Here is a 26238-nt window from a genome sequence, read left to right as displayed (position 1 = left end):
TGTCGTGAAGGGCCCCTTTGAGACGATGATCGTCTCAAAGGGGCCCTTCACGACATAAGAGCTCGGCGCCGCACTGAAACCCTAAGCCCCGTAAACGGGTTCAGGGACCGGAGCTTCCGCCAGCAGCTCCGCCACCACAGGCCCGAGTTCGGCCGGTGACCACCGGGATCCCTTGTCCCGCACCGTTCCGTGCCGCCAGCCCTGCGCGATCGAGACGCGGCCGCCGTCGACCTCGAACACCCGCCCGGTGACCCCGGACGACTCCTCGCTGCCGAGCCACACCACCAGCGGTGACACGTTTTCCGGTGCCATGGCGTCGAAACCGTCCTCCGGCGCGGCCATGTCGTCGGCGAAGGCCACTTCGGTCATGCGGGTGCGGGCGGCCGGGGCGATCGCGTTCACGGTGACGCCGTAGCGCGCGAATTCGGTGGCCGCGACCAGTGTGAGGCCCAGGATCCCGGACTTCGCGGCCGCGTAGTTCCCCTGCCCGACGCTGCCGAGCAGGCCGGCGCCGGAGCTGGTGTTGATCACCCGCGCCGCCCGCGTCCGGCCCGCTTTCGACTCGGCGCGCCAGTACTCGGCGGCGTGCCGCGTCGGTGCGAAATGGCCCTTCAGGTGGACGCGGATGACCGCGTCCCATTCGTCCTCGCCGAGGTTGACGAGCATCCGGTCGCGCAGGAATCCCGCGTTGTTGACCAGGACGTCCAAGCCGCCGAACGTTTCGACGGCCGTCCGCACCAGCGCGGCGGCGCCGTCCCAGGACGCGATGTCGCCGGTGTTCGCGACCGCCTTGCCGCCGAGCGCCTCGATCTCGTCGACGACGTCCTGCGCGGGCCCCGCCGACCCGCCGCTGCCGTCGATCCCGGCGCCGAGGTCGTTCACCACCACCCGCGCGCCCTCGGCGGCGAAAGCGAGCGCATGCGCCCGGCCGATTCCACGACCGGCCCCGGTCACCACCACGATCCGGCCGTCGGCGATCCCGCTCACACCGGCTCCTTTCGTTCTTCGACCTTGGAATTGGAAGCGGCGAGGAAAGCAGGCACCTCTCCCCCGCCGTGCACGGTCAGGCAGGCGCCACTGACATAGGAGGCCAGCGGGGACGCCAGGAACACCGCGCAGGAACCGATCTCGTCCGGTTCGGCCAACCGTCCTAACGGGACTGTCGCGCCCACGGCCGCGATTCCCGCCTCGTCGCCGTAGTGCAGATGCGAGTGCTCCGTCCGCACCATGCCGACGTCGAGCGCGTTGACCCGCACTTTCGGCGCCCACTCGACGGCGAGCGACGCGGTCAGGTTGTCCAGGCCCGCCTTCGCCGCACCGTAGGACGCTGTCCCCGGCGACGGTCTCGTCGCGCTCACACTGCTGATGTTCACGATGACGCCGCCGCTTTCCTGCTGCTGCATGATCGCGTTCGCCGCGCGGGCGACGGTCAACGGCGCCAGCAGGTTCAGCGCGACGATCTTTTCGTGGAACCGCGGCGACGCGTTCGCCGCCTCGGCGTACGGCGCGCCGCCCGCGTTGTTGACCACGACGTCGAGCCTGCCGTGCCGCCGGACGACCTCTTCGACGAGCGCGTCGACCTCTTTAGGGTCACGGACGTCGCAGGAGATGAACGTCGATGCCCTCTCCCCGGCGCAGACCGGCCGCTCGGGTTCGGTGCGGGCACAGGTGACGACTTCGGCGCCGGCACGCAGAAAAGTCCTGGTGACACCGGCGCCGACGCCACGCACCCCGCCGGTCACCAGCACCACGGCGCCGTCGAGCCGGAGTTCGAGTGCCATGCGAGGCCTCCTTCACGTCGCTGTACCCGGGCCGGACGTCCTGCTAACGTACCAAGCAAGTGCTAGGTTTGGTAGCTGAGAAGGGTGCACGATGACCGTTTCCACCCACTCACCGGAGCCCGGCATCGCCGTGGTCACGGTCGACGCGCCCCCGGTGAACGCGCTGAGCGTGAAGGGCTGGTTCGCCCTCGCCTCCGCCGTCACCGATGCCGGACGCGATCCCGCGACCCATGTGGTGGTGCTGCGCGCGGAAGGCCGCGGGTTCAACGCCGGGGTCGACATCAAGGAGATCCAGCGCGATCCCGGGTACGGCGCGCTGATCGGCGCGAACGAGGGCTGCGCGGCGGCGTTCTCCGCCGTGTACGACTGCGCGGTCCCGGTGATCGCCGCGGTGCAGGGCTTCTGTCTCGGCGGCGGGGTCGGCCTGGCCGGCAACGCGGACGTGGTGATCGCCAGCGAGGACGCGACCTTCGGGCTCCCGGAGGTCGACCGCGGCGCGCTCGGCGCGGCGACCCATCTCTCGCGGCTGGTCCCCCAGCATCTGATGCGCGCCTTGTACTACACGGCGTCGACGATCACCGCGGCCCAGTTGCACCACCACGGTTCCGTCTACGCCGTGGTCTCGCGGGAGGAGCTCGACGAGACCGCGCTCGGTGTCGCGCGGCAGATCGCGGCGAAGGACACCCGCGTGATCCGCGCCGCGAAACAGGCCATCAACGGCATCGACGTCCAGCCCGTGCATCGCAGCTACCGCTTCGAGCAGGGATTCACCTTCGAACTCAACCTGGCGGGCGTCTCCGACGGCGCGCGCCAGGAGTTCTTGGACGGTAAGGGGAAGTGATGGCCGACAAGCGGATGACGCCGGACGAGATCGCCGCCGAACTGCGGGACGGCATGACGATCGGGATCGGCGGCTGGGGCTCGCGGCGCAAGCCGATGGCGCTGGTGCGCGCGATCCTGCGCTCGCCGGTCAAGGATCTCACCGTGGTCTCCTACGGCGGCCCGGACGTCGGGCTGCTGGCCTCGGCGGGCAAGATCAAGCATCTCGTCTTCGGCTTCGTCACCCTGGACTCGATCCCCTACGACCCGTGGTTCTCCCGGGCGCGGGAGTCCGGGTCGATCTCCGTCACCGAGTACGACGAAGGCGTGTTCGGGACCGGCCTTTCCGCTGCCGCGCAACGACTTCCGTTCCTTCCGACGCGGGCAGGACTCGGCTCCGGCGTCATGGACCTGAACCCGTCGTTGCGCACCGTCCGATCCCCGTACGACGACGCCGAAGAGCTGCTGGCCGTGCCCGCCCTCGAGCTCGACGCGGCCTTCGTCCACCTCAACCGCGCCGACGCCCGGGGCAACGCGCAGTATCTCGGGCCGGATCCGTATTTCGACGAACTGTTCGCTCTGGCCGCCGAAAAGTGTTACGTGTCCACGGAAAAGATCGTGGAGACGGCCGAACTCGCCGAAGCTGGGCCGGTGCAGAGCCTGCTGCTGAGCCGGATGCTCGTCACCGGGGTGGCCGAAACGCCGAACGGCGCGCATTTCACCACCGCTGTCCCGGACTACGGACGCGACGAACGTTTCCAGCGTCACTACGCCGAAGCGGCCAAGGATCTCGACGCGTGGCCGCACTTCGTCGACAGGTTCCTGTCCGGTGACGAAGCGCAGTACCAGAAGGCCGTCGCCGAATTCGGGGAGTCCGCATGAGTGACATCAGTCGTGCCGAAGTGGCTGTCGTGGCCTGCGCCGAATTGTTCCGCGGTGACGGAGAAATCGTGGTGAGCCCCATGGGGTTCATCCCGTCGCTGGGCGCCAGGCTCGCCAGGCTGACGTTCGAACCGGACATCCTGCTGTCCGACGGCGAGGCGTATCTGATGACCTCCGACGCCGTCGTCGAAGGCTGGCAGCCGTTCCGCAAGGTCCTCGACACCGTGGTACCGCGCGGAAAACGGCATGTCGTGATGGGCGCCAACCAGATCGACGGCGACGGCAACCAGAACATCTCGGCGATCGGCGAGCATTCCCAGCCCAAGAAACAACTTCTCGGCGTTCGGGGCGGGCCGGGGAATACGGCCAACCACCGCACGAGCTACTGGGTTCCGCGGCACAGCAAGCGGGTCTTCGTCGAGCAGGTCGACGTCGTGTCCGGCGTCGGTTACGTCAAGGCCCGCGAGGCCGGGTTGCGGTATCACGACGTCCACCGCGTCGTCACCAACCTCGGCGTCCTGGATTTCGGCGGTGAAGACCACGCGCCGAGGCTGCTTTCCGTACATCCGGGGGTTTCCGTGGACGAGGTCGTCGAGGCGACGTCGTTCCCGCTGAGCACCGACGGGGTCACCGAGTCCCGGCTGCCGACCGAGGCCGAGCTGCTGTTGATCCGCACCAGCCTGGATCCGAAGTCCTTGCGGGACAAGGAAGTCCCGTCGTGAAGACCGCGCTGACCGAGCTGGCCGGGATCCGGCATCCGATCGTGCAGACCGGGATGGGCTGGGTCGCCGGGCCGCGGCTGGTGTCCGCGACGGCGGAAGCGGGCGGCCTCGGCATCCTCGCGTCCGCGACGATGACCTACGACGAGCTGGCGGCGGCCATCAGGGAGGTCAAGAGCCGCACATCCCAGCCGTTCGGCGTCAATCTCCGCGCGGACGCCGAAGATGCCGCGCGCCGGGTGGAACTGCTCATCACCGAGGAGGTCCGCGTCGCGTCCTTCGCGCTCGCGCCGAAGAAGGACATGATCGCGCGACTCAAGGACAACGGCGTCCTCGTCGTCCCTTCGGTCGGCGCGGCCAGGCACGCGGAGAAGGTCGCGGGCTGGGGCGCCGACGCCGTCATCGTGCAGGGCGGCGAGGGCGGCGGGCACACCGGCGGGGTCGCGACGACACTGCTGCTGCCGTCGGTGCTGGACGCCGTCGACATCCCGGTGGTCGCGGCGGGCGGCTTCTTCGACGGCCGGGGGCTGGCCGCCGCGCTCGCCTACGGGGCGGCCGGCGTCGCCATGGGCACCCGGTTCCTCCTGACGAGGGAAAGCACCGTGCCCGACGAGATCAAGCAGGCCTACCTCGCCCGTGACCTCAACGGCACCGTCGTCACCCGCAAGGTGGACGGGATGCCGCATCGCGTCCTCCGCACGGAACTGGTCGACGCGCTCGAGTCCGCCGGTCCGGTGCGCGGGCTCGCCAGGGCCGCCCGCAACGCCTCGAAGTTCCGGAAACTGACCGGGCTGTCGTGGCGCTCGCTGGCCATCGAGGGAGTGCGGATGAAACGTGGCGGCGACCGGACCTGGTCGCAGGTCCTGATGGCCGCCAACACGCCGATGCTGCTGCGCGCCGGGCTCGTCGAGGGCGACCGGAGCGCCGGGGTGCTGGCGTCCGGGCAGGTCGTCGGCCTGCTCGACGACCTGCCCGCGGTCGGCGACCTCATCGAGACCATCGTGGCCGACGCCACCGGCATCCTGCGGCGGCTGGCCTCGGAGTGAGGGGCCGAACGCGCTGTGCTTGACTTCGGCCATGATCTCGGAGAGTCGTTGTCCGGTCGAGGACGGTGAGCTGTACGTCCGCAGCACCGGCGAAGGGCCGCTTCTGCTCCTGATCGCCGGTGGGCTGGGCTCGGCGGACACGTTCCGGGCGATGACGAAGCTGCTCGCCGACGACTACACCGTCGTCACCTACGACCGGCGTGGTCACTTCCGCAGCACCGACACCAGCACCGGTCCGGTCAGTGTGCCGAAGCAGGCCGACGACGCCCACGCGGTTCTTCAGCACGTCGGCGGCGGGCCCGCCAGCGTGTTCGGGACCAGCGCGGGCGCCATGATCGGTCTCGACCTCGTCGCCCGCTACCCGGACGCGGCGACCGTGCTGGTCGCCCACGAGCCCCCCGCCATCCAGCTGCTGCCGGACGCGCTCGGCTGGCTCGACGAGGCCAACGCGCAGGTCCGGCTCGCTCAGGCAGGCGACCTGATGGGGGCGTTCAAACGGTTCACCGACGGGATCGCCGGCGCCGCGCTGCCCGAACTGCGCGCGATCCGGCTGCCGAACGAGGAGGACTGGAAACGGCTCTTCGGCCGCGAACTGGCCGAGATCCTCGACTACCTTCCCGACCTTCGGGCGCTGCGGAAGACGAGGACCGAGATCGTCCCTGTCGCGGGCGTCGGCAGCCGGGGGCACTACCACTACCAGCCCGCGAAGGTCCTCGCGCTCGAACTGGGTCTGCCGTTCACCGAGATGCCCGGGGCACATCTGGCGCCACAACGGAACCCCGCCCAGTTCACCGAAGCGCTGCGGGACCTCCTCGAAGGCTGAAGCCGGCGTCGGTACAGGTGGTCGTGAGTGGCGTTTCGGGTTAGGGCCGACCGTGTTCCAGGTGCCTACGGCGGGTGGGTCGGGATCGCGGGTCCGTGAGGGCCTCCTTCCCTACCCTGAAGATCAGGGTCCCTGCAAAGTCGCATAACCGCTGGTGAGGTGAGTGGCGAGTGACAATTCGGGTTCTGATGACGGGTGCGGGCCCGTCACAGTGGCCTGACACCTCCTCGACTGTCCACAGGGGACCCTTTCCAGGTAACAGTGCCCGATTCGGGCGCTTTGTGAAGGGGTCGTGAGTGGCAATGATCGTTCTAACGATCATTGCCACTCACGACCCCCATCAAGAACCGCACATCCAGCCATCAATCAGACATTTCACCGCTCGAAAGTGTCCCTTATGGACACCCAGGGGCTTGGCGCACGCCTCGAGTAGCACACGACCCAGAACCGAACAGCGATTATGCGACTTTGCCGGGACCCTGCCCCTGAGCTCAGCCTGGCCCGAGGCAGACGGGCGGGCAGGAACGCCCCCTGGAGCCTCGGCACTACAGCGACAGCGCGTGAAGGCCCCCTTCCCTCGGCTCAGCCGAGGAAACTCGACCTTCACCCCTTCCTGCAGGTGGCGTTTCGGGTTAGAACACGAATCGCCACTCACGACCACCTGTACCGAACGGCCACCCGCTCACGGCATCAGCGGCAACTTCCCGACCAGTTTGTCGATCCGGTTGCGCGGGCCGACGATGCCGATCGCGCAGAAGTCCATCTCCTCGGTCGGGATCTCCTTCATCGTCGCGAGGAAATCGGTGTAGACCCGGATCTGCTGGGCGACGGCTGGCATGTCGGCGACGTGGCACCCCGGCGAGGCCGCGGCCTTGGCACGGATGGCGCGCAGCTTCTCCGCGTCGGCCGACAGAATCGAGCAGCCGACCCAGGGCAGGCCGGTGTAGTGCTCGCCGTTCGCGTCGACCGCTTCGTCTCCCAGGAGACCGGTCACGGACTTCGCCGTGGCGACGGCGGTGCAGACCGCCGCGTTGACCGCACGGCCGGGCGGCAGCTCGCTGTTGACCACGATGACCCACTTCAACCTCGCCGATCGGGTGGACGCGGTGAGGTCGATCTCGTCGGGGGTGAATCCGATGGCCGTACCGTACTCGGACATTCAGCTGATCTCCTGCTCACATCAACGGATGAACAAGGCCAAGCTAAGAGGACATACGAGTACAGTCCACCGTACTCGTACTTAATACGGTGGAAGGGCTGAGATGGCGCGCTTGGACGAACTTGATAAGGCGATCCTGGCGCAATTGCAGTCGGACGCACGGAAGACCAACCGCGAAGTGGCCGCCGCGGTGGGCGTTTCGCCGACCACCGCGCTGGACCGCACCCGCGGGCTGCGGGAACGCGGCGTCATCCGCGGCGCGCTGCTGGACGTGGACCTGCCGTCGATCGGCCGCGGGGTGCAGGCGCTCATCGCGGTGCGGGTGCGCCCGCCCTCGCGACGGAACATCGAAGGCTTCCGGAACTGGGTCAACGCCCTCCCCGACCTCGTCGGGCTCTACGTGACCACCGGGACCGAGGACTTCATCCTGCATGTCGCGGTCCCGGACAACGACAGCCTCTACGCCTTCGTGATCGACAAGCTGACCGAACGCCCCGAGGTGGCCGACGTGCGCACCTCGATGGTGTTCGAGCACAGCCGGCGCACGCGGATCACGCCGGTGGACCGGTAGAACCTCAGAGCTCGCGGATGACGCGGGCCGGGTTGCCCGCCGCGAACACTTTCGACGGCAGGTCGCGGGTGACCACACTCCCCGCGCCCACCACGGTGTCGTCGCCGATGGTGACCCCGGCGCAGACGATGACGCCGCCGCCGAACCAGACGTTGTCCCCGATGGTGATCGGCGCGGCCGATTCCCAGCGAGCCCGCCGCAGTTCGTGGTCCTCCATCGGATGCAGCGCGGTCAGCAGCTGGCAGCGCGGGCCGATCGAGCAGTCCGAGCCGATCTTGATCGGCGCGCAGTCGAGCAGGATGGCGTCGTAGTTGAGGAAACTGTTGGCGCCGATCTCGATCAGATAGCCGTAGTCGCACTGGAACCGCGGCATGATCCAGGAACCTTCGCCGAGTTTGCCCAGCAACTCACGCAAAATCGTGTCCCGCTCACCGGTCTCTTCGCCGCCTGTGCCGTTGAACCGGTCGACGAGCGCCTGCGCACGCCTGCGGTCCGAGACCAGTTCAGGGTCGTTGTCCCGGTACAGCTCCCCGCGCAGCATGCGGTCCTTTTGCTCACCCATACCGCCAACCTACCGAAAGTGCCCCGCCGGCGAGCCTCCCTCGGGAAGCCGCCGACAGGGCGGGTGAACGCTTGCGGAGCGTTCTTCAGTTGTGTCGATCCGTTTTCCGGGGAGGGCCGGCCCGGCGGGTGGGTGAGGTGTAAGGGGGGACCCGCCGGGCCGGAGTATCTTCCTTTCTCTTCGCAGGTTCCTGCTTCCGTTTCAGTGCGTCATTCGCGGCACTTGCGGCCTTCGTTGACGCAGTCGACGAGCCGGTCCATGATCTGGTCCGACATCACGTTCGCGAAATCGTCGTGATCGGAGAACGGGTTGTGGTCCTCTTCGGGGAAAGAGTCCACTTTGTACTGGCCGTTGACCTGGATCTGCCGGGGGATCTCGTAGGTCAGTGAGATCGTGAGCTCCGGGACGGCGGTGAGGCCGTTCGCGCATTCGCCGTTCTCGTCCGGGTACTTGATGTGGTCCCGGTGATTCTCGCTGTCGATGTTGTTGCCGTCGAGACAGCTCGGGAACGTGTGCACCCGCTTGACGTCGCTGCCCTCGGGGCAGATCGGGTACTGCTTGATCACCCTGTTCTCGAAACCGGTGCAGGTCCAGCTCTCCCGCGCGTTGGCGGGACCGTTGGTGGTGACTTTCGCGTCACCGTAAAGGATCCGGAGGAACTTCGGCATCTCCTGCACCTTCTCCTGGGCATTGCCCTTGAAGGTGATGTCGACGACCGCGGGCCGCTGGATCTCCCCGTCGTTGCCGGCGAGTTCGTTGTCCGCGTTCGGCTCTTCCAGTTGAGCCTGGTTCTGCTGGTCCTGGTTCTGGTTGTTCTGCTGGTTCTGCTGGTCGTTGTCCTGGTTCCGCTGCCGGTTCCGGTCACCGTCGCGGTTCTGGTCCCGGCCACTCTGCTGCTGATCCTGGTTCTGGTTCTGTCGCCCTTCGGCTTCCTCCGCGGTGTCGATCCGCACCACCGGCCAGAAGTACGTCGACTCGTCACCGTTCTCGCAGGTGGTGCCGGCGCCCAGCAGGCTGTCGTTGTCCGAATCCGCGTTCGTGGAAAGGTTTCCGACGTAATCGTGCAGATGCTGGGCACCGTTGCGGACACCCGGCTGCGCGATGAAGTTGTCGGGATTGAAATGCCCGTTCTCGTTCTTGCCGCAGTCGACGGTGAACGAACCCGTGGAGGCGTTCCGGCCCGGTTCCGGCTTGTCGACGTTCGGCCGGACCTGGGTGATGTCCACGAACTGCGACTTGTCCACCTCGTCCGCGGCGGCGCTGTCGGAGTCGCCGGTCGTGGTGGACACCACCAGCCCACCGACCGCGATCGACAGGCCGAACAACGCGGTCGCGATCTTGGTCCTGCGGGCGATGCGATGGCGCCCTTGATTTCGTGCCATTGACTTGCTCACCTCATTACGTTTCCGGGCACGCGAACAATCGCGCCCAGGCATGAGCCACGCCTTTGTCGAATAAGCGGATTCCCGATTTCGCGGCGAACCTTCCGTTCGCCCGCCGAGGGACATCCGGCTACTGGGAGATACGGCTCCAGCCGGGAGGCGGTTCAAAAAGCGATCTCGCCGTTATCTTTCCGTTATAAGACTAGCGGCGCACGATGGCCAACACGGTGCCGTCCTGCTTGTGCACCTCGAAGCGTTCGATGTCGGCCTTCTGCAACGCCGTCGAACCGGTGATGACGAGGGGATCCGGGGAACCGGGGACGCCGTATCCCTTGGACGGCACGCTCCAGTTGTTGACGACGTACGCCTCTCCGCCGTGGGAGTAGGCGAAAAGCTGGCAGACCATCGGGCCGATGAGGCCGCGCAGTTCGAGTTCGACGGCGCTGCCCCACTCCTTCTCCTGCACCGTGACCTCCGCGGCGACCGCGTTGCCCGCTTCGGACCAGCCGAACGGGGCGGCGCCGCCGTCCGGGCCCGCGTCCCGTTCCCGGGAGGAGGAGGGCGCAGGCACCACCGACGTGACGACGGTGGGAGCGGCCTGCGTGATGACCGGTTCACGGTCGGTGAGCGACAGAACGGTGAGCGGGCCGCCGACGACGAGCACGAGTACGGCGGCGGCCGTCGCGAGCCGGATGACCTTGCGCCGGCGGCCCGCCTTGGCGGCGTCCGCGAGCAGCATCCGCAGCACCCGCGGCCCCGGGCCCTTCACGGGCGGATCCGGCCAGCTCTTCTTGACCATGTCCAGGATGTCGGGCAGGTGGTACATCTCCACCAGTTCGACCTGACACTCTGGACACTCCAGCAGATGCGCCTCGAACCTCGCGTGATCCTCCTCGCCGAGGACGCCGAGCACGTAGGCGGCGATGTCCGTGTGGACGGTTCCGGACACGTCGCTCACCCCCGCTCCTGCAACGCCCTGCGCAACGCGCGCACAGCGTGGTGGATCCGCGATTTCACCGTACCCGGCGGAACCCCCAGCGTCGCCGCGACCTCGTTCACGGTGCGGTCACGCAAGTAGGTCTGCTGGACGGCTTCACGTTGCTCCGGGGAAAGATTGCGCAGGGCCTCGTAAACGATCATGGCCGCGAGCGTCTTCTCCGATTCGTCCGGCACTCCGATCGAATCCGACTCCAGTTCCTCCACCTCTTGAGGGCGGGCGCTCCGGCTCCGCCAGCCGTCGATGACGATGCGCCTGGCCACGGTGAAGAGCCAGGCACGCAGCATTTCCGGCTGCCGGTCGAGTTTGCCGGCGTTGCGCCACGCCTTGATGAGCGTCTCCTGGACCACGTCCTCGGCCCACTGGCGATCGTGGCCGGTCAGCTTCAGCACGAACGCCATCAGGCTCGATCCGAACTCCTGGTACAACGCCCTGATGAGGTCGTCATGCCCGTTCGACGCGGGTTCATGATCGACTATTGGCTGCAGTATCCGAGAGTGGCGTCCCACGCGGCACATCTTTGTGTGCGCGAGGGCGATAAGTCCAGTACCAAAACCGTTCGGACCCCGTTCTCCGAGGACGGGAAAGTTTTTTGAACCGTTTCCGACTCGTGACCGTATCCCCTACCGAAGGCCCCGACCCGGCGCTGTCCCCCGCATCGCCGAAATCCACTGTGGATCTTGAGTGTCCCTCTTGAGTGTCCACAGTGGAGTCAAACCTGCCTGCACACCATCTCCCCGCGGTGATGGCGTTCTCCTCTTCCCCGACAGGAGGATTTCCGTGAACCCCGTGTCACGCTCGGTCATACCTCTGACCCTCACCTTGGCCGCGATCACGCTGACCGCGGCCTGCACCACCGGTACCGCGGGACCGAACGGCTCTCCGGGTACGGCCCCGGCCGCCGGAGCGGCGGAAATCCCGGGAATGCCCGACCCCGCGGCCGAAGCGGCGCCCGGTGTCGCCGCGGCGATCCTGTTCGACCTCGGACCGATCGTCACCGACACCAACGGCTTCACGCTTTACCGCTATGACAAGGACTCGGTCGACCCGCCCAAATCGAATTGCACCGAAACCTGTTCTCGGACCTGGATTCCCGCCAAAGCGGACGGCGAACTCGTGGTCACCGGAATCGATCGGGCCCTCGTCGGCACCGTGACCAGGGACGACGGCAGCAAGCAGGTCACGCTCGCGGGCTGGCCGCTCTACCGCAACGCCGACGACGCGATGCCCGGCAACACCGGCGGGCAGGGCGTCGACGACGCGTGGTTCCCCGCCAAACCGGACGGGACGAAAGTGCTGCTCACCGCGGACACCTGGCAGGCCGATGACCTCGGCATCTGACACCCCTCGCGGGTTCTTTCGCCTGGTGCTCGTCCTGGTGACGACAGCCGCGGTGACGTTGCTCGGCCCCGTCGGTGACGCGCACGCCCAAGAACTCTCCGCGGCGGACAAGAACCTGATCGTCAACGTCAAACTGGCGGGCCTGTGGGAAATGCCCGCCGGGATGTGGGCGCAGGAGCGCGGGAAGAGCCGGCGGACCCGTGAAGTCGGCCGCACGCTGATGATCGACCACGGCAGGCTCGACACCGCGACGCACGTCATCGCCGACCGTTTCGGCATCGCCCTTCCGCGCGAACCGTCGGATCAGCAGTCCGCGTGGCTCGGCGAGATGAAGGCCGCCCGCGACGACAGCGAGTTCGACCGGATCTTCGCGAACCGGCTCCGGTACGCGCACGGGGTGCTGTTCCCCGTCATCGCCCAGGTCAGGGCCGGAACCCGCAACGACGTCGTCCGTGACTACGCCACCACGGCCAACCAGGCGGTGCTGCGGCATATGACCCTGCTGGAGAGCACCGGCGTCGTCGACCAGTCGCTGCTGCCGGAGGCCCCGGTGCCGCAGTCGAATTCGGCCAACAGCGCGATGGACGTCGGCTTCGGCGACTTCGCCCTCGGCCTGCTGCTCGCCGTGGTGCTCGGCGGCGGGCTGTTCTACGCCCTCCGGACGCTGCGCAGCAAGAACACCCGGACCCGCGAACGCGCGGCCGCCGCCGAACCGGAACCGGTTCCCAGTGCCCCAGGAGAGATCAATGTATGACCAGTGGTCCGAGGTGGTGATCGTCCTGACCCAGAGAACGGACACCGACACCGGCATCAAGGGCATGGCGCAGACCTCCGCCCGGATCTCGTACGGCTTCATGTGCCTCACCCTGTGCTGGGGTGTGTTCACGGCGACCGGCTGGATCAAGTCGCTGACCGGGCGGAAGGCGCTGCGGAACTCGCATATGGTGCTCGGCATCCTGACGCTGTCGTTCGGCGTCGTGCACGCGATGTCGTTCCTGTTCCTGCCCGACGGCTTCACGCTCGCGCAGATCACCATCCCGCTCCTGCCGGGCACGCTGGCGCGGCACGAACTCGGTGTCCTCGGGCTCGAGGTCATGATCGCCGTCGCACTGACCGGCGGGATCAGCCGGTTCAGCTCCTACCGGCGCTTCCTGTGGATCCACCGGCTCGCCTATCCGGCGGTCGCGATCACCGCGCTGCACGCCTTCTTCGGTGCCATGGCCAACGGGCACCTCGGCCTCCTGTGGTTCGGCGGGATCACGCTGCTGGTCCCCGTGGTGGTGCTGACCGCGCTGCGGTTCACGCCCACCCGGTACCTGGAACGGCTGGGCCTGGTCGAAGAACTGGTCTGACGACTTGGAGAAACGAAAAATGATCTTCGGAAGCGTACGGCGCGGCACTCGCGTCAGCGTCGACAACGAGCGGTGCGAGATCTTCGGCTTCTGCGAGATGGAAGCGCCGGCCACCTTCAAGATCGGACCGGACGGCAAGCTCCGCATCCGCCGGATGGTCGACCGGGACGGGTTGGACCAGGCCATCTCCGCCGCCCGGCTCTGCCCGAAACAAGCCATCAGAGTCAAGGGAGAAGGGGCGTACGACGATGAGTGACGGAGATCGGATCGTCATCGTCGGTGCCGGCGTCGCCGGTCTCCGCTCCGCGGAACGGTTGCGGGAACTAGGTTTCGACGGCGAGATCGTGCTGGTCGGCGACGAGCCGCGCAAGCCGTACCACCGGCCGATGGTGTCGAAGGAACTCATCACCGGCGGGGTGAAACCGGTGGCCGCGAGCCTGGAGCCGTACCTCGATTTGGATGTCCACTGGCGGCTCGGCACCCGCGCGACCTGGCTCGACACGAAGGAACGCACGGTGCACCTGCCGGGCGGGGAATCCCTCTGGTACGACGGCCTGATCGTCGCGACCGGCGTCTACCCCCGGCATCTGCCCGGCTCGCCGCGCCACGACCCCCGGGTCCGGGTGCTGCGCACGGTGGAGGATTCGCTGGCCGTGCGGCGGGCGTTGGGGAACAGCAACAAATCCGTCGTGGTGATCGGCAGCGGCCTGATCGGGAACGAGTTCGCCGCGTCGATGCGGTACATGGGCCGGGACGTCACCCTCATCGGTCACGCGAAGGCGCCTTTGCACCGCTTCGGGGAGCGGATCGCGTCGGCGCTCACCAAGGAACATCAGCACCATCGCGCCAAGCTGGCGATGAACACCGAGGTGCGGAACTGGATCAGCACCAAGGAGACGGTCGGGCTGCACCTGACCAACAACCAGTTCCTGGTGGCCAGCTGCGTGGTGCTCTCGATCGGCAGCGTGCCCGCCGTGGACTGGCTGCGCGGCTCGGAACTGACCATCGACGACGGCGTCCTGTGCGAATCGACCCTGTTCGCCGTCGGGGCGGAGGACGTCGTGGTCGCCGGCGACGTCGCGAAATGGCCGAACCTGCGCATCGACGAGACGCCGCGGCGGGTCGAGCACTGGATGAACGGCGTCGAATCCGGCCGCGCCGCGGCGGAAAGCCTGATGCTGGGCCGCGGCAACGCCCGGCCGTACACGCCGCTCCCCCGCGCCTGGTCCTCCCTGTACGACGCGCGGTTGCAGACCGTCGGGATGCCGTCGCTGGGCAAGGACACGATCGAACTCTCCGACGGGGTCACCGGTTTCGTCCGCGACGGAAGGCTCATCGGCGCGGCGGGCTGGGACCGGCCGAAGGCGATGATCCACTGGACCGCCGAACTCGACCGGCGGCTGCCGGTGCCCGAGCCGGTGTCCCCCGCCCCCGCCGCGCCTTCGTTCGCGGCGACGCCGATCGGGGAGGACATCCTGGCCCCGTTCGAGCGGGACTTCCTTTCCGAAACGCCGACCGAAGCCGTTCCCGCGCCGGAAAGGATGCCCTGGGCTCGCGTTCCCGCCGGGTGACCCGGGATCGCGATCGGACCGGGGCCGCGCGCGGCGGCCGCGGTCCCTCAGGTGGCGGTGGGTCGCCGGGCCTCCGCGCCCACCGCCACCCCCTTCGGGGACGCCGGGAGGAACCGGGACCGACGGTGATTCGGGCTCCGTCGGAACCCCGCCCTCCGGGCTCCCCTTATCCGGTCGGGGCCCTTCCAGGCATGACTCACCTGGGAGGGCCCCGATCCATACCGCTCGGCTCCCGCGATCCTGGGTCATTGAGGGATTGGTCGGGGGTGTGTGGAAATAGGGACGTTGAGTGTCCCTATTTCCACACACCCCTTTATGACAGGGGCGCCCACGCCATGACCTGCCCGTGGAGGCGAGGCTCCTCTTAGGCGCCTGCTGCGTGACCCGCGGCGCTTCGTGCGTGATGCCAGGTTGAAGTACATGAAGGACCCCTTCCTGCACCTAGGCGCAAGGATGGGGTCCTTCATGTACTGGGGAGGTAGTGAACGGCCCCTTCCCTACCTTCAGGGTAGGCAAGGAGGCCCTCACGGACCGGCGCCTTCACGACCACGGTGTCGTCCGGCCCGACGACACGTCCGTCCGCTGCCCGGACCTCGAGTCCGCGCAGCGGACGTCCACCGTCCCGGTCCACCAGTTCCGACCGCGGCTCGCCCTCGGCGAAGAAGTGCGCCTCTCCCCATTGCCGCAGCGCGACGATCACCGGGAACAGGTCGCGTCCCTTCGGCGTCAGGGCGTATTCGCTGTAGGCGCTCCCGTCGGAGGCCGGGACCACGTCGAGGACCCCGTGCCCGACGAGCGCCCGCAGTCGCGCGGACAGGATGTTCTTCGCGACGCCCAGGCTGCGCTGGAACTCGCCGAAGCGGCGGACGCCATCGAAGGCGTCGCGCACGATCAGGAGTGACCACCAGTCGCCGATCGTGTCGACCGAGCGCGCCACCGGGCACGAAGCTTCGTCGAACGTCGTCCGCTTCACCATGGTTGCATCTTACAACCACGATGCTCTACCGTCCGAGTGGTAGCAACTTGAAACCACTTGGAGGATTCGTGCACCGCGGGGTCGTCCTGTTGTTCGCCGTGGCCGCCGGGACGGCCGTCGCCACGATCTACTTCGCCCAGCCGTTGCTCGTCACCATGGGCGCGGATCTCGGTATCGCCGCGTCGACCGTGGGCGGCATCGTCACGCTCACCCAGCTCGGCTACGGGCTGGGTCTGTTCCTGCTTGTCCCGCTCGGCGACCTGCTCGACCGGCGGCGGCTCGTCGTCGGGCTGCTGACGTTGCTGGCGATCGCCGAACTGGTCGCCGCGACCGCCGCGAACGGCGTGGTGCTGCTCGCCGGCATGGCGGCGATCGGTGTGCTCGCGGTGGTCACGCAGCTCCTGGTCGCGTTCGCGGCGTCGCTGGCCGAGCCCGCCGAACGCGGGCGCGTGGTCGGTCTCGTGACGACCGGCGTCGTCCTCGGGATCCTGCTCGCGCGCACGGTGTCCGGCACGCTGGCGGACCTCGCCGGCTGGCGCGCGGTGTACGTCGTGTCCGCGGGCGTGACCGTGCTGATCGCGATCGTTCTGTACCGGATACTTCCCGCCACAGCTCCGGGAAACGCCATGAACTACGGGCGGCTGCTGCGTTCCACGTTGTCGCTTTTCGCCGAAGAACCCGTCTTCCGGACACGCGGCACGCTCGCGCTGCTGATCTTCGCCGCGTTCGGCACCTTGTGGAGTTCGGTCGCCTTGCCGCTCAGCGAGGACGGCCTGTCGCACACCGCCATCGGCGCTTTCGGGCTCGCCGGGGCGGCGGGCGCGCTGGCGGCGGCACCCGCGGGTCGGCTCGCGGACCGCGGCCGGGCGCAGTGGACGACCGGGTTCGCGCTCGGGCTGCTCCTGCTGTCGTGGGTGCCGCTGGGTTTCACCCGCGCGTCACTGTGGGCCTTGGTGGCGGGCGCGATCCTGCTCGACCTCGCCGTCCAGGCCGTGCACGTCTCGAGTCAGACCCTGATCTACCCATTGCGCCCGGACGCCGGGAGCAGGCTGATCGGCGGGTACATGATCTTCTACTCGGTCGGCAGCGGCGTCGGGGCCATCAGTTCGACGGCCGTCTACGCCGTCGCGGGCTGGACCGGCGTTTGCCTGCTGGGCGCGGGTTTCAGCGCATTGGCACTCGGCGTGTGGAGCGTCAAAGGCGCTCGATGATCGTCACGTTCGCCGTCCCGCCGCCCTCACACATCGTCTGTAGCCCATAGCGCCCGCCTCGCCGTTCGAGTTCGTGCAGCAGGGTCGCGAACAGTTTCGTGCCGGTCGCCCCGATGGGATGACCGAGCGCGATGCCGCCGCCGTTGACGTTGACGCGGTCAGGATCGGCGCCCGTCTCCTCGATCCACGCCAGGACGACACTCGCGAACGCCTCGTTGACCTCGAACAGGTCGATGTCGTCGATGCCCAGTCCGGTTTTCCGCAGCGCGTGCGCGGTCGCCGGGATGGGCCCGGTCAGCATCCACACCGGATCGGCCGCCCGCACGGACAGATGGTGGATCCTGGCGCGCGGGGTGAGACCGTGTTCCTCGACGAACTTCTCCGACGCGATGAGCGTCGCGCTGGCACCGTCCGAGATCTGGCTGGCCACGGCCGCGGTGATACGGGAGCCCTCGCTCAGCGGTTTCAGCCCGGCCATCCGTTCCACACTGGTGTCGCGCCTGGGCCCCTCGTCCAGGGCGGCACCGGCGAACGGCGTGATCTCGGCGGCGAACCGGCCTTCGTCGATGGCCGCGATCGCCCGCTGATGACTGCGGAAGGCGTACTCCTCCATCGTTTCGCGGGTCAGATCCCAGTGTTCGGCGATCATGTCGGCGCTGCGGAACTGCGAAACCTCGACGCTGCCGTAGCGCTCCTGCCAGCCCTTCGAGCCGGAGAACGGGTCTTCGAAGCCGTACTCGCGCCCCGCCAGCATCGCCGCGCTGATCGGGATGGCGCTCATGTTCTGCACGCCGCCGGCGAGCACGAGATCCATCGTCCCGGACAGCACCGCCTGCGCGGCGAAGTGCACGGCCTGCTGGCTCGAACCGCACTGCCGGTCGATCGTCACGCCCGGCACGTGGTGCCCGAAGCCCGCCGCGAGCCACGCCGTCCGCGCGATGTTCCCGGACTGCGGCCCGAGCGTGTCGCAACAGCCGAGGATGACGTCGTCGACCAGATCGGCCTCGACACCCGCTCGTTCGACGACGGCCTGGATGACGTGGGCGCCGAGGTCGGCGGAATGGACACCGCTGAGGGCTCCCCCGCGTTTGCCGACCGGTGTCCGGACGGCGTCCAGCACATATGCCTCAGCCACGGCGTCTCCTTGTCTTCGTCGCGATGCCGTCCAGAAGGATCCCGAGGTACTGCTGCGCGACGTCGTCCGCGCTCAGCGTGCCGCCGGGGTTGTACCAGCGCACCGCCACCCAGACGGTGTCGCGGATGAACCGGTAGGTGAGTTCGACGTCGAGGTCCTCGCGGAACACGCCTGCCGCGATGCCGTCGGTGAGGATCCCGTTCCACAGCTTGCGGAATTCGGTGTTGCGGTCGGTGAGGTAGTCGAAACGAGACAACTGCATCAGATGCTTCGCCTCGGACTGGTAGATCGCCACCTCGGCGGGCCGCCGGTGAATGGATTCGAACGACGCCACGACGACGGCTTCGAGTGTTTCCCGCGGCCCTTTCCCTTCCGCCACGATCTCGGCGTAGGCACCGAAGAGTTCGTCGAGGAATCCGGTCAGGATCTCGTCGGCCATCGACTCCTTCGAGTCGAAATGGTGGTAGAGGCTGCCCGACAGGATCCCGGCCGCGTCCGCGATGTCCCGCACGGTGGTGGAGACGTAGCCGCGCTCGGCGAACAGCTTCGCCGCCAGTGCGAGCAGTTCGGCGCGGCGGGACCCGGGGCTGGCTTTCATCGATACCTCACGCGTGCTGGGAGCTGACAGAGACGACCTCGCCGGTGAGGTACGACGAGTACTCACTGGCGAGGAACACCATCACATTCGCCACCTCCCACGGTTCCGCCGCCCTCCCCGAGACCTCGCGCGCGGTGAGCTCGGTGAGCAGTTCCTCGCTGGTCACCTTGGCCAGGAACGGATGCATGGCCAGGCTCGGCGCGACGGCGTTGACCCGGATGCCGTGTTCGGCGACGTCGACGGCCGCACATCGGGTGAGCGCCATGACGCCCGCCTTCGCGGCGGCGTAGTGGGCCTGCCCGGCCTGCGCCCGCCACCCGATCACGGACGCGTTGTTGACGATCACGCCGCCGTCGCCCTGCGCGATGAACCGGTTCACCGCGGCCCTCGTCGCGCGGAAGGTGCCGTTGAGGGTCACATCGATGACCCGGGCCCATTCCTCGTCCGTCATGTCCACAATGGACTTCGTACCGCCGAGCCCGGCGTTGTTGACGAGCACGTCGACCCGGCCGTAATGCGCGGCGGCTCCATCGATGAGCGCCTGCACCTGCTCTTCTCGCGTGACGTCACACGGGATCGCGTGGACGTCGCCGAGTTCGGCCGCCTTCTCGCCGAGGCGCCGCTCGTGCCAGTCGCTGATCACGACGCGGGCACCTTCCTCCAGCGCGCGTTTCGCCACCGCGGAACCGATCCCGGTGCCGGCCGCCGCCGTCACCACGACCACCTTGTCCCGCAGGAGGTTCGCCCCCTCGGGGTACTTGGGTACCGGAATCACGGTCGCACCTCCCGTGGCAGGCCGAGCACGCGCTCGGCGATGACGTTGCGCTGGATTTCGTTGGAGCCGCCGTAGATCGTGTCGGCGCGGGTGAAGAGGAAGAGCCGCTGCCAGGCGTCGAGCCCGTCTTCCGCGAGCATGCCCCGCGCGCCGCGGACGAGCATCGCCAGCTCCCCGAGGTCGCGGTGCCAGTTCGCCCAGATCAGTTTGGACACTTCGGCCACCCCCGGTGACGAGTCACCGAGGGTGCGGATCGCCTGCGCCCTCATGACCTCCAGGCCGACCCAGGCGCGGTCGATCCGCTCGGCGATCACCGGGTCGCCCGGGGCGATCCTGGTGAGTTCTTCGAGTTCCCGGCGGAAGCCGACCTGCTGCCCGAGCGTCGCGACACCGCGCTCGAACGCGAGTGTGCCCATGGCCACCCGCCAGCCGTCGCCGGGCTCGCCGACGACGAGGTCTTTCGCCGTGCGGGCACCGTCGAAGAAGACTTCGTTGAACTCGGAGGTCCCGGTGAGCTGCTGGATCGGGCGGACCTCGACCCCTGGCTGCCGCATCGGAACGAGCAAATAGGACAGTCCTTTGTGGCGTTTCGAACCGGGTTCGGTGCGGGCGAGCACAAAACACCAGTCGGCCACGTGCGCGAGCGACGTCCACACCTTCTGGCCGTTCAGCACCCACTCGTCGCCTTCCAGGGTCGCGGTGGTCGACACGGCCGCGAGATCGGAACCGGCGCCGGGTTCGGAATAGCCCTGGCACCACAGTTCCTCGACGGCCACGATCGGCGGCAGAAACCGCTTCTGCTGCTCCGGCGTGCCGAACGCGATCAAGGTGGGACCGAGGAGTTCCTGGGCCAGGTGGCTCACTCTGGCCGGCGCGCCCGCTCGCGCGTACTCCTCGTGGAAGACGACCTGCTGTTCCAGCGTCGCACCCTGGCCGCCGTGCTCGACCGGCCAGCCGACGCAGGTCCAGCCCGCCGCCGCGAGCCGCCGTTCCCATTCCACGCGTGCGTCGAAGGCCTCGTGCTCCCGCCCCGGACCGCCCAAACCGCGTAGTTCCGGCGGCAGGTTGTCCGCCAGCCAGGTGCGCACACGGTCACGGAAACCGTCCTGAGCCACGCCTGCCTCCTCTAGCCAAACCAGAGCCTGCTGCGTAGGCTACCCTACCAAGCACTTGCTAGGGAGGCTCGATGTCCGAGGGGACCATCCCGGCGGCACTCGACAGGGCCACGGAGCGCTTCGCCGGGCGGGAAGCGCTGGTCGACGGCGAAGTCCGGCTCACCTATGCCGAACTCGCCCGCCGGGTGCGTCAGGCGGCGCGATTCTTCGAAGGCCACGAACGGGTCGCGATCTGCTCCCCCAACACGTGGCACTGGGTCGTCGCCGGGCTCGGCGCGCTGTACGCCGGGGCGACGCTCATTCCGGTCAACACCCGCTTCACCGCCCGCGAGACCATCGACGTCCTCGATCGCGCGAAGGTGTCCGCGCTGGCGATCACCGGCACATTCCTCGGCACGGATCGGCTGGCGGATCTCGGCTCCTCCCGCCCCGGCACTGTCTTGCGCATCCCAGTCGAGGGCGTCGAAGAACCCGTCGACGGCGTCACGGAATGGGACACCCTCGCCGGTCTCGACAGCGATCTCGTCAGTCCCGCGAAACCGGACGACGTCAGCGACATCCTGTTCACCTCCGGGACCACCGGCCGCAGCAAGGGCGCGATGAGCAGCCACCGGCAGGCGCTGAGCGTCGCCGAAGCCTGGGGCGATTGCGGTGGCCTGACCGAGGAAGACCGCTACCTCGTGATCAACCCGTTCTTCCACAGCTTCGGTTACAAGGCCGGGATTCTCGCCGCGGTGCTGCGTGGCGCGACGATCCTGCCGCAGCGCACCTTCGACGTCCGGGAAACCCTGCGACTCGTCGAATCCGAGCGGATCACCGTGCTGCCCGGGGCGCCGACGATCTACCAGGTCCTGCTGGACGCGCCCGAACGCGCGAACCACGATCTGTCCAGCCTCCGGCTCGCCGTCACCGGCGCCGCCACCGTGCCGGTCACACTCGTCGAGCGGATGCGGAAGGACCTGAACTTCGACACCGTGCTCACGGCGTACGGCCTGACGGAAGCCGTGGTGGCCACGATGTCCCGCCCCGAGGACGCCGCCGATCTCGTGGCGAACTTCTCGGGCCGCGCGACAGCGGGCTTCGAGGTGAAACTCGGTGAGCACGACGAAGTCCTGCTGCGCGGGCCGAACGTGATGCTCGGGTATCTCGACGATCCGGACGCCACCGCGAAGGCCGTCGACGCCGACGGCTGGTTGCACACCGGCGATGTCGGCGTGCTCGACGAGCGTGGTTACCTGCGGATCGTCGACCGGATCAAGGACATGTACGTCTGCGGCGGGTTCAACGTCTACCCGGCCGAGATCGAGCAGGTGCTGAGCCGCCTGGACGGCGTCGCGGAAGCCGCCGTCGTCGGTGTGCCGGACGAACGGCTCGGCGAGGTCGGCAAGGCTTTCGTCCGGCTCAGCCCGGGAGCCGAACTGTCCACAGAGGAAGTCTTGAGTCATTGCGAGGGCGAATTGGCCAACTACAAGATCCCTCGATTTGTCGACTTCGTGGCGGAACTTCCGCGAAACCTGTCGGGGAAGGTGCTGAAACGCGTGTTGCGGGAGGAGAACGGATGACCGTCGAGTACGAGCGACGCGGGCCGGTGGCCGTCGTCACGATGAACCGGCCGGAGTACCGGAACGCGCAGAACTCGGCGATGACCTACGCGCTCGACGCCGCGTTCACCCGCGCCGTCGACGATCCCGAGGTCAAGGTGATCGTGCTGGCCGGGGCGGGCAAGCATTTCTCCGCCGGGCACGACATCGGGACGCCGGAACGCGACGTGGACGTCTCCTTCGAGCGCAAGGCGGTCCTGTGGTGGGACCACGTCGGCGCGGAAGGCGGCGACCAGCGGTTCGCCCGCGAATCCGAGGTCTACCTCGGCATGTGCCGCCGGTGGCGCGAGATCCCGAAGCCGACCATCGCGAGTGTGCAGGGCGCGTGCATCGCGGGCGCGCTCATGCTGGCTTGGGTATGCGACATGATCGTCGCCTCCGACGACGCGTTCTTCGCCGATCCCGTGGTGCGCATGGGGATTCCCGGTGTCGAGTACTTCGCGCACCCGTGGGTCCTCGGTCCGCGCGCGGCCAAGGAGGTGCTGTTCACCGGCGAGCGCTTCACGGCGCAGCAGGCCAAGGAATGGGGGATGCTGAACCGCGTCGTCCCGCGCGCCGACCTCGAAACGGAGACGATGGCGTTGGCGGAGAAGATCGCGGTGATGCCGAGGATGGGGCTCGCGCTCGCCAAGAAGGCCGTGAACCAGGCCGAGGACCTGATGGGGCTCCGGTCCGGAATGGACTCCGTGTTCGGGCTGCACCACTTCGCGCACGCGCACAACGCCGAGATGTCCGGCGGCGATTCCTTGGGCGGGCAGGACGCGCGCTCGATGCGAGACGCGAGTTCGTGATGAACCTCGACCTGGACGAGCGGACACTCGCCTTCCGTGACGAGGCCCGCGCCTGGCTCGCCGCGAACGTTCCCGCGGAGCCACTGAAATCGTTCGACACCGCCGAGGGATTCGCGCAACACCGCGAGTGGGAGGCCAAGCTGACCGACGCCCGGTGGTCGGTCGTCTCGTGGCCGCGCGAATTCGGCGGGCGAGACGCGAGCCTCCTGGAATGGGTACTGTTCGAAGAGGAGTACTACGCGGCAGGCGCACCGCTGCGGGTCAACCAGAACGGCATCTTCATGCTCGCGCCCACACTGTTCTCCCATGGCACGGAAGAACAGCAACGCCGCGTCCTGCCGAAGATGGCGTGCTCGGAGGAGGTCTGGGCGCAGGCCTGGTCGGAACCCGAGGCGGGCAGCGACATCGCCGCTCTCCGGAGCACCGCCACACGCTGCGACGGCGGCTGGCGGGTCAGCGGGCAGAAGACGTGGAGCTCGCGGGCCACGTTCGCCGATCGGGCGTTCGGGCTCTTCCGCAGCGATCCGGATTCGGTGCGGCACAAGGGTCTCACCTATCTCATGGTGGATCTGCGGGCCGAGGGCGTCACCGTCCGGCCGATCCCCCAGCTGGACGGTGAACCAGGGTTCGCCGAGATCTTCTTCGACGACGTCTTCGTCCCCGACGAGGACGTGATCGGCACGCCGGGCGAGGGCTGGCGGGTCGCGATGACGACGGCGAACAACGAACGCGGCCTGTCCTTGCGCAGTCCCGGCCGGTTCCTCGCCGCGGCCGACAGGCTGGTCTCGCTCTGGCAGGACGCCGGACGTCCCGCGCACACCGCGGACCGGGTCGCCGACGCCTGGATCGGCGCGCGGGCCTACCAGCTGTACACCCTCGGCACGGTCACCCGCCTTTCCGACGGTGCCGAACTCGGCCCGGAGTCGAGTGTCAACAAGCTGTTCTGGTCGCATCTCGACGTCGCCCTGCACGAAACCGCGCTCGACGTCCTCGGCCCGGACGCCGAACTGCGGGGCCCGTGGAGTGACGGCTGGCTGTTCTCCCTGGCGGGCCCGATCTACGGCGGGACCGACCAGATCCAGCGGTCCATCGTCGCCGAACGGCTGCTCGGCCTGCCGAAGGGGGCTCGATGAGGTTCACGCTCGCCGATGAGCAGGAGCAGTTCTCCCGCAGCCTGCACGATCTTCTGTCCGGTGTGGACAGCGACTCGGCAAACCGGTCCTGGGCGGCGGGCGATCACGGCCCCGGTCTCAAGATCTGGCGACGCCTGGCGGAACTCGGCGTGACCGCGCTGGCCGTCCCCGAGAAGTACGACGGGCTCGGCGCCACCCCGGTGGATCTGGCCGTCGGCTTCGAACGGCTCGGCTACCACTGCGTTCCCGGGCCGTGGACCGACACCGTGGCCGTCCTGCCGTCCTTGCTGGACGACGAACTGCTGACCTCCGTCGCGTCCGGTGAGACGCTGGCGTCGGTGGCCTACGCGCCACATGTGCCGTATGCCTTGGACTCCGACGTCGCGGACGCGCGTCTCGCCGTCGAGAACGGCAGGCTGCGCGCGTTCACCCCTGGCGCGCTCTTGTCCTCTGTGGACGGTTCACGACGGCTGTTCCCGCCGGTGACGGGCGACGATCTCGGCACGGCGCTCGACGCGGATCGCGCGTTCGAACTGGGCGTCCTCGCCACCGCCGCGCAGCTGCTCGGCGCGGGACGGTGGCTGCTCGACACGTCCGTCGCGTACGCCGCGCAACGCAAGCAGTACGGCCGGGAGATCGGCGGCTACCAGGCGGTCAAACATCTGCTCGCCGACGTCGCGACCGGGCTCGCGCTGGCCGAACCACTGCTGTTCGGCGCGGCCGTCACCCTGGACCGGCGCGACGTCTCCGCGGCCAAGGTGGCGTGCGGCGACGCCGCGCATCTCGCCGCCCGGACCGGGCTGCAGGTGCACGGCGCGATCGGCTACACCGCGGAACACGCGCTCGGCCTCCGATTGACCAGGGTCCGCGCGCTGGTCGGCGCTTGGGGCACGCCGCGGTTCCACCGGGAGCGGGTGCTGTCATGACCTTCACCGCCGAGCAGCACGCGTTGCGGGACAGCGTGCGGAAACTGCTGGACCGGGAAGCGGATCCCTGGCCGGAACTGTGCGAACAGATCGGCGTGGCGGCGCTGGCCGTCCCCGAACGGTTCGGCGGGCTCGGCGCCGGGACAGTGGAACTGCAGGTGGTCGCCGAAGAACTGGGCAGGGTCCTCGCCGACGTCCCGTTCCTCGGTTCGGCCGTCCTCGCCGTGCACGCCGTCCTGGCCACCGGCAACGACGAGGCTTGCGAGCGGCTGCTCCCCCGCCTCGCCGAAGGTGTCGTCGGCGCGGTGGCCTGGACCGACGCCGAAGGCTCATGGAGCGAGCCGGCCTGCCGCGTCGTCGACTCCGCGGTGGAGGGTGAAGCGCACTACGTCCTCCACGGTGACGAGGCCGAGATCCTCCTGGTGGTGGCCGGCGGCTCGCTGTACGAGGTCTCCGATGCCCGTCGTGTCCGGACGCCCGCGATGGACGAAACCCGGCGACTGGCCCGCGTGACCTTCGACCGCACTCCTGCCCGGCTGATCGGCCCGGTCGACCTCCGCGCCCTCCGCGACGTCGCGTGCGCCGTCCTGGCCGCCGAACAGGCCGGAGCCGCGGCACGCGCGTTCGAGCTGACGGTGGAGTACAGCAAGCAGCGGCACCAGTTCGGCAGGCCGATCGGCGGCTTCCAGGCGCTGAAGCATCGGATGGCCGATCTCCACGTCCTGGTCGAGACAGCGCGTTCGGCGGCCTACGCGGCCCCGGAGTCGAGCAGGCTGGCCGCGGTGGCGAAGGTGCACTGCTCGGAAGCGCTGGCGACCGTGGCGGGTGAGATGATCCAGCTGCACGGCGGGATCGCGATCACCTGGGAGCATCCGGCGCACCGTTATTTCAAGCGGGCACACGGCGCGGCGCACTTTTTCGGTTCGCCCGGCGACCACCTCGGACGGGTGCGGCCGCCGTTATCGTGAGCCG

29 protein-coding genes are annotated in these 26238 nt (G+C 68.4%); 17 read left to right on the top strand and 12 right to left on the bottom strand.

The genetic code is table 11. The annotated features are described in order from the left end of the window. Window positions 1-81 precede the first annotated feature (81 nt). Window positions 82-987, bottom strand: a complete 906-nt coding sequence (locus DMH03_RS20550; protein WP_125793598.1) for an SDR family oxidoreductase — start codon at window positions 985-987, stop codon at window positions 82-84. Continuing rightward, on the bottom strand, window positions 984-1781 hold the full coding sequence (locus DMH03_RS20545) for an SDR family oxidoreductase (RefSeq protein WP_125793597.1): 798 nt from the start codon (window positions 1779-1781) through the stop codon (window positions 984-986). Before DMH03_RS20545 ends, DMH03_RS20550 begins: the two co-directional genes overlap by 4 nt. Window positions 1782-1872: 91 nt before the next feature. On the opposite strand from DMH03_RS20545, the gene DMH03_RS20540 reads away from it, so the two are divergent. Genes DMH03_RS20540 through DMH03_RS20520 form a run of 5 tightly spaced genes read left to right on the top strand, consistent with a single transcriptional unit; the run spans window position 1873 to window position 6070 of the window. Continuing rightward, window positions 1873-2622, top strand: a complete 750-nt coding sequence (locus DMH03_RS20540; RefSeq protein WP_125793596.1) for an enoyl-CoA hydratase family protein — start codon at window positions 1873-1875, stop codon at window positions 2620-2622. Beyond that, window positions 2622-3482, top strand: coding sequence for a CoA transferase subunit A (locus tag DMH03_RS20535; RefSeq protein WP_125793595.1), 861 nt, complete (start codon window positions 2622-2624; stop codon window positions 3480-3482). The genes DMH03_RS20540 and DMH03_RS20535 overlap by 1 nt, the downstream gene beginning before the upstream one ends. Beyond that, window positions 3479-4204, top strand: a complete 726-nt coding sequence (locus tag DMH03_RS20530) for a CoA-transferase subunit beta (protein ID WP_125793594.1) — start codon at window positions 3479-3481, stop codon at window positions 4202-4204. The genes DMH03_RS20535 and DMH03_RS20530 overlap by 4 nt, the downstream gene beginning before the upstream one ends. Further along, complete coding sequence (locus tag DMH03_RS20525; protein WP_125793593.1) at window positions 4201-5247, top strand: nitronate monooxygenase family protein; 1047 nt, start codon at window positions 4201-4203, stop codon at window positions 5245-5247. The genes DMH03_RS20530 and DMH03_RS20525 overlap by 4 nt, the downstream gene beginning before the upstream one ends. A gap of 31 nt (window positions 5248-5278) precedes the next feature. Then, entirely contained in the window at window positions 5279-6070 is a 792-nt protein-coding gene (locus tag DMH03_RS20520) for an alpha/beta fold hydrolase (protein ID WP_125793592.1), read from the top strand. A gap of 682 nt (window positions 6071-6752) precedes the next feature. On the opposite strand, the gene DMH03_RS20515 is transcribed toward DMH03_RS20520, so the two are convergent. Then, window positions 6753-7229 carry a DUF2000 domain-containing protein gene (locus tag DMH03_RS20515; RefSeq protein WP_125793591.1) on the bottom strand — a complete coding sequence of 159 codons (477 nt, stop codon included), beginning with the start codon at window positions 7227-7229 and terminating at the stop codon, window positions 6753-6755. Window positions 7230-7332: 103 nt separating this feature from the next. On the opposite strand from DMH03_RS20515, the gene DMH03_RS20510 reads away from it, so the two are divergent. Next, a complete protein-coding gene (locus DMH03_RS20510; RefSeq protein WP_199745424.1) occupies window positions 7333-7800 on the top strand; it encodes an Lrp/AsnC family transcriptional regulator in 468 nt (155 codons plus the stop codon). A 4-nt stretch (window positions 7801-7804) separates the two neighbouring features. Here DMH03_RS20510 and DMH03_RS20505 read toward each other — a convergent pair whose 3' ends face one another. The 4 genes from DMH03_RS20505 to DMH03_RS20490 form a co-directional block, all read right to left on the bottom strand. Then, entirely contained in the window at window positions 7805-8362 is a 558-nt protein-coding gene (locus DMH03_RS20505; protein WP_125793590.1) for a sugar O-acetyltransferase, read from the bottom strand. Window positions 8363-8571: 209 nt separating this feature from the next. Continuing rightward, complete coding sequence (locus DMH03_RS20500; protein ID WP_125793589.1) at window positions 8572-9744, bottom strand: DUF1996 domain-containing protein; 1173 nt, start codon at window positions 9742-9744, stop codon at window positions 8572-8574. A 202-nt stretch (window positions 9745-9946) separates the two neighbouring features. Then, window positions 9947-10702, bottom strand: a complete 756-nt coding sequence (locus DMH03_RS20495; RefSeq protein WP_125793588.1) for an anti-sigma factor — start codon at window positions 10700-10702, stop codon at window positions 9947-9949. After that, the gene (locus DMH03_RS20490; protein WP_034317190.1) at window positions 10699-11250 is read right to left on the bottom strand and encodes a sigma-70 family RNA polymerase sigma factor; all 552 of its coding nucleotides are present in this window, start codon (window positions 11248-11250) and stop codon (window positions 10699-10701) included. The genes DMH03_RS20495 and DMH03_RS20490 overlap by 4 nt, the downstream gene beginning before the upstream one ends. Window positions 11251-11521: 271 nt before the next feature. On the opposite strand from DMH03_RS20490, the gene DMH03_RS20485 reads away from it, so the two are divergent. The 5 genes from DMH03_RS20485 to DMH03_RS20465 are packed head-to-tail and all read left to right on the top strand — an operon-like array spanning window position 11522 to window position 15005. Continuing rightward, a complete protein-coding gene (locus DMH03_RS20485; protein WP_125793587.1) occupies window positions 11522-12082 on the top strand; it encodes a hypothetical protein in 561 nt (186 codons plus the stop codon). After that, the gene (locus DMH03_RS20480) at window positions 12066-12836 is read left to right on the top strand and encodes a DUF4142 domain-containing protein (RefSeq protein ID WP_125793586.1); all 771 of its coding nucleotides are present in this window, start codon (window positions 12066-12068) and stop codon (window positions 12834-12836) included. The genes DMH03_RS20485 and DMH03_RS20480 overlap by 17 nt, the downstream gene beginning before the upstream one ends. Beyond that, window positions 12829-13434 (top strand): ferric reductase-like transmembrane domain-containing protein, encoded by a 606-nt coding sequence (locus DMH03_RS20475; protein ID WP_125793585.1) that lies wholly within the window; start codon window positions 12829-12831, stop codon window positions 13432-13434. The genes DMH03_RS20480 and DMH03_RS20475 overlap by 8 nt, the downstream gene beginning before the upstream one ends. Before the next feature lie 19 nt (window positions 13435-13453). Beyond that, window positions 13454-13690, top strand: a complete 237-nt coding sequence (locus tag DMH03_RS20470; protein ID WP_005164337.1) for a ferredoxin — start codon at window positions 13454-13456, stop codon at window positions 13688-13690. Beyond that, on the top strand, window positions 13683-15005 hold the full coding sequence (locus tag DMH03_RS20465; RefSeq protein ID WP_125793584.1) for an NAD(P)/FAD-dependent oxidoreductase: 1323 nt from the start codon (window positions 13683-13685) through the stop codon (window positions 15003-15005). The genes DMH03_RS20470 and DMH03_RS20465 overlap by 8 nt, the downstream gene beginning before the upstream one ends. A 463-nt stretch (window positions 15006-15468) precedes the next feature. Here DMH03_RS20465 and DMH03_RS20460 read toward each other — a convergent pair whose 3' ends face one another. Continuing rightward, a complete protein-coding gene (locus tag DMH03_RS20460; protein WP_233611564.1) occupies window positions 15469-15981 on the bottom strand; it encodes a helix-turn-helix domain-containing protein in 513 nt (170 codons plus the stop codon). Between the two features lie 68 nt (window positions 15982-16049). On the opposite strand from DMH03_RS20460, the gene DMH03_RS20455 reads away from it, so the two are divergent. Further along, window positions 16050-17192 (top strand): MFS transporter, encoded by a 1143-nt coding sequence (locus DMH03_RS20455; RefSeq protein WP_199748948.1) that lies wholly within the window; start codon window positions 16050-16052, stop codon window positions 17190-17192. Here DMH03_RS20455 and DMH03_RS20450 read toward each other — a convergent pair. Genes DMH03_RS20450 through DMH03_RS20435 form a run of 4 tightly spaced genes read right to left on the bottom strand, consistent with a single transcriptional unit; the run spans window position 17176 to window position 20815 of the window. Then, window positions 17176-18327: an acetyl-CoA C-acetyltransferase gene (locus DMH03_RS20450; RefSeq protein ID WP_125793582.1), complete on the bottom strand. Its 1152-nt coding sequence runs from the start codon at window positions 18325-18327 to the stop codon at window positions 17176-17178. The genes DMH03_RS20455 and DMH03_RS20450 overlap by 17 nt on opposite strands. Beyond that, entirely contained in the window at window positions 18320-18925 is a 606-nt protein-coding gene (locus DMH03_RS20445; protein WP_125793581.1) for a TetR/AcrR family transcriptional regulator, read from the bottom strand. Before DMH03_RS20445 ends, DMH03_RS20450 begins: the two co-directional genes overlap by 8 nt. 7 nt (window positions 18926-18932) lie before the next feature. Continuing rightward, window positions 18933-19700 carry an SDR family oxidoreductase gene (locus tag DMH03_RS20440; RefSeq protein ID WP_125793580.1) on the bottom strand — a complete coding sequence of 256 codons (768 nt, stop codon included), beginning with the start codon at window positions 19698-19700 and terminating at the stop codon, window positions 18933-18935. Next, window positions 19697-20815 carry an acyl-CoA dehydrogenase family protein gene (locus DMH03_RS20435; protein WP_125793579.1) on the bottom strand — a complete coding sequence of 373 codons (1119 nt, stop codon included), beginning with the start codon at window positions 20813-20815 and terminating at the stop codon, window positions 19697-19699. The genes DMH03_RS20440 and DMH03_RS20435 overlap by 4 nt, the downstream gene beginning before the upstream one ends. Before the next feature lie 71 nt (window positions 20816-20886). Here DMH03_RS20435 and DMH03_RS20430 point away from each other — a divergent pair, with 71 nt between their 5' ends. The 5 genes from DMH03_RS20430 to DMH03_RS20410 are packed head-to-tail and all read left to right on the top strand — an operon-like array spanning window position 20887 to window position 26234. Continuing rightward, complete coding sequence (locus DMH03_RS20430) at window positions 20887-22377, top strand: FadD3 family acyl-CoA ligase (protein ID WP_125793578.1); 1491 nt, start codon at window positions 20887-20889, stop codon at window positions 22375-22377. Then, window positions 22374-23207: an enoyl-CoA hydratase gene (locus tag DMH03_RS20425; protein WP_101606529.1), complete on the top strand. Its 834-nt coding sequence runs from the start codon at window positions 22374-22376 to the stop codon at window positions 23205-23207. The genes DMH03_RS20430 and DMH03_RS20425 overlap by 4 nt, the downstream gene beginning before the upstream one ends. Continuing rightward, window positions 23207-24340: an acyl-CoA dehydrogenase family protein gene (locus tag DMH03_RS20420; RefSeq protein ID WP_125793577.1), complete on the top strand. Its 1134-nt coding sequence runs from the start codon at window positions 23207-23209 to the stop codon at window positions 24338-24340. Before DMH03_RS20425 ends, DMH03_RS20420 begins: the two co-directional genes overlap by 1 nt. Next, window positions 24337-25266, top strand: coding sequence for an acyl-CoA dehydrogenase family protein (locus DMH03_RS20415; RefSeq protein WP_125793576.1), 930 nt, complete (start codon window positions 24337-24339; stop codon window positions 25264-25266). Before DMH03_RS20420 ends, DMH03_RS20415 begins: the two co-directional genes overlap by 4 nt. Next, window positions 25263-26234, top strand: coding sequence for an acyl-CoA dehydrogenase family protein (locus DMH03_RS20410; RefSeq protein WP_125793575.1), 972 nt, complete (start codon window positions 25263-25265; stop codon window positions 26232-26234). The genes DMH03_RS20415 and DMH03_RS20410 overlap by 4 nt, the downstream gene beginning before the upstream one ends. The last annotated feature ends 4 nt before the right edge of the window (window positions 26235-26238 follow it).

Origin of the sequence: Amycolatopsis sp. WAC 01376 (genome assembly GCF_003947415.1) — a bacterium.
Taxonomy (GTDB): domain Bacteria; phylum Actinomycetota; class Actinomycetes; order Mycobacteriales; family Pseudonocardiaceae; genus Amycolatopsis.
Note: the sequence above shows the minus strand (reverse complement) of the source record. Positions and strands in the feature narration are given on the sequence as shown.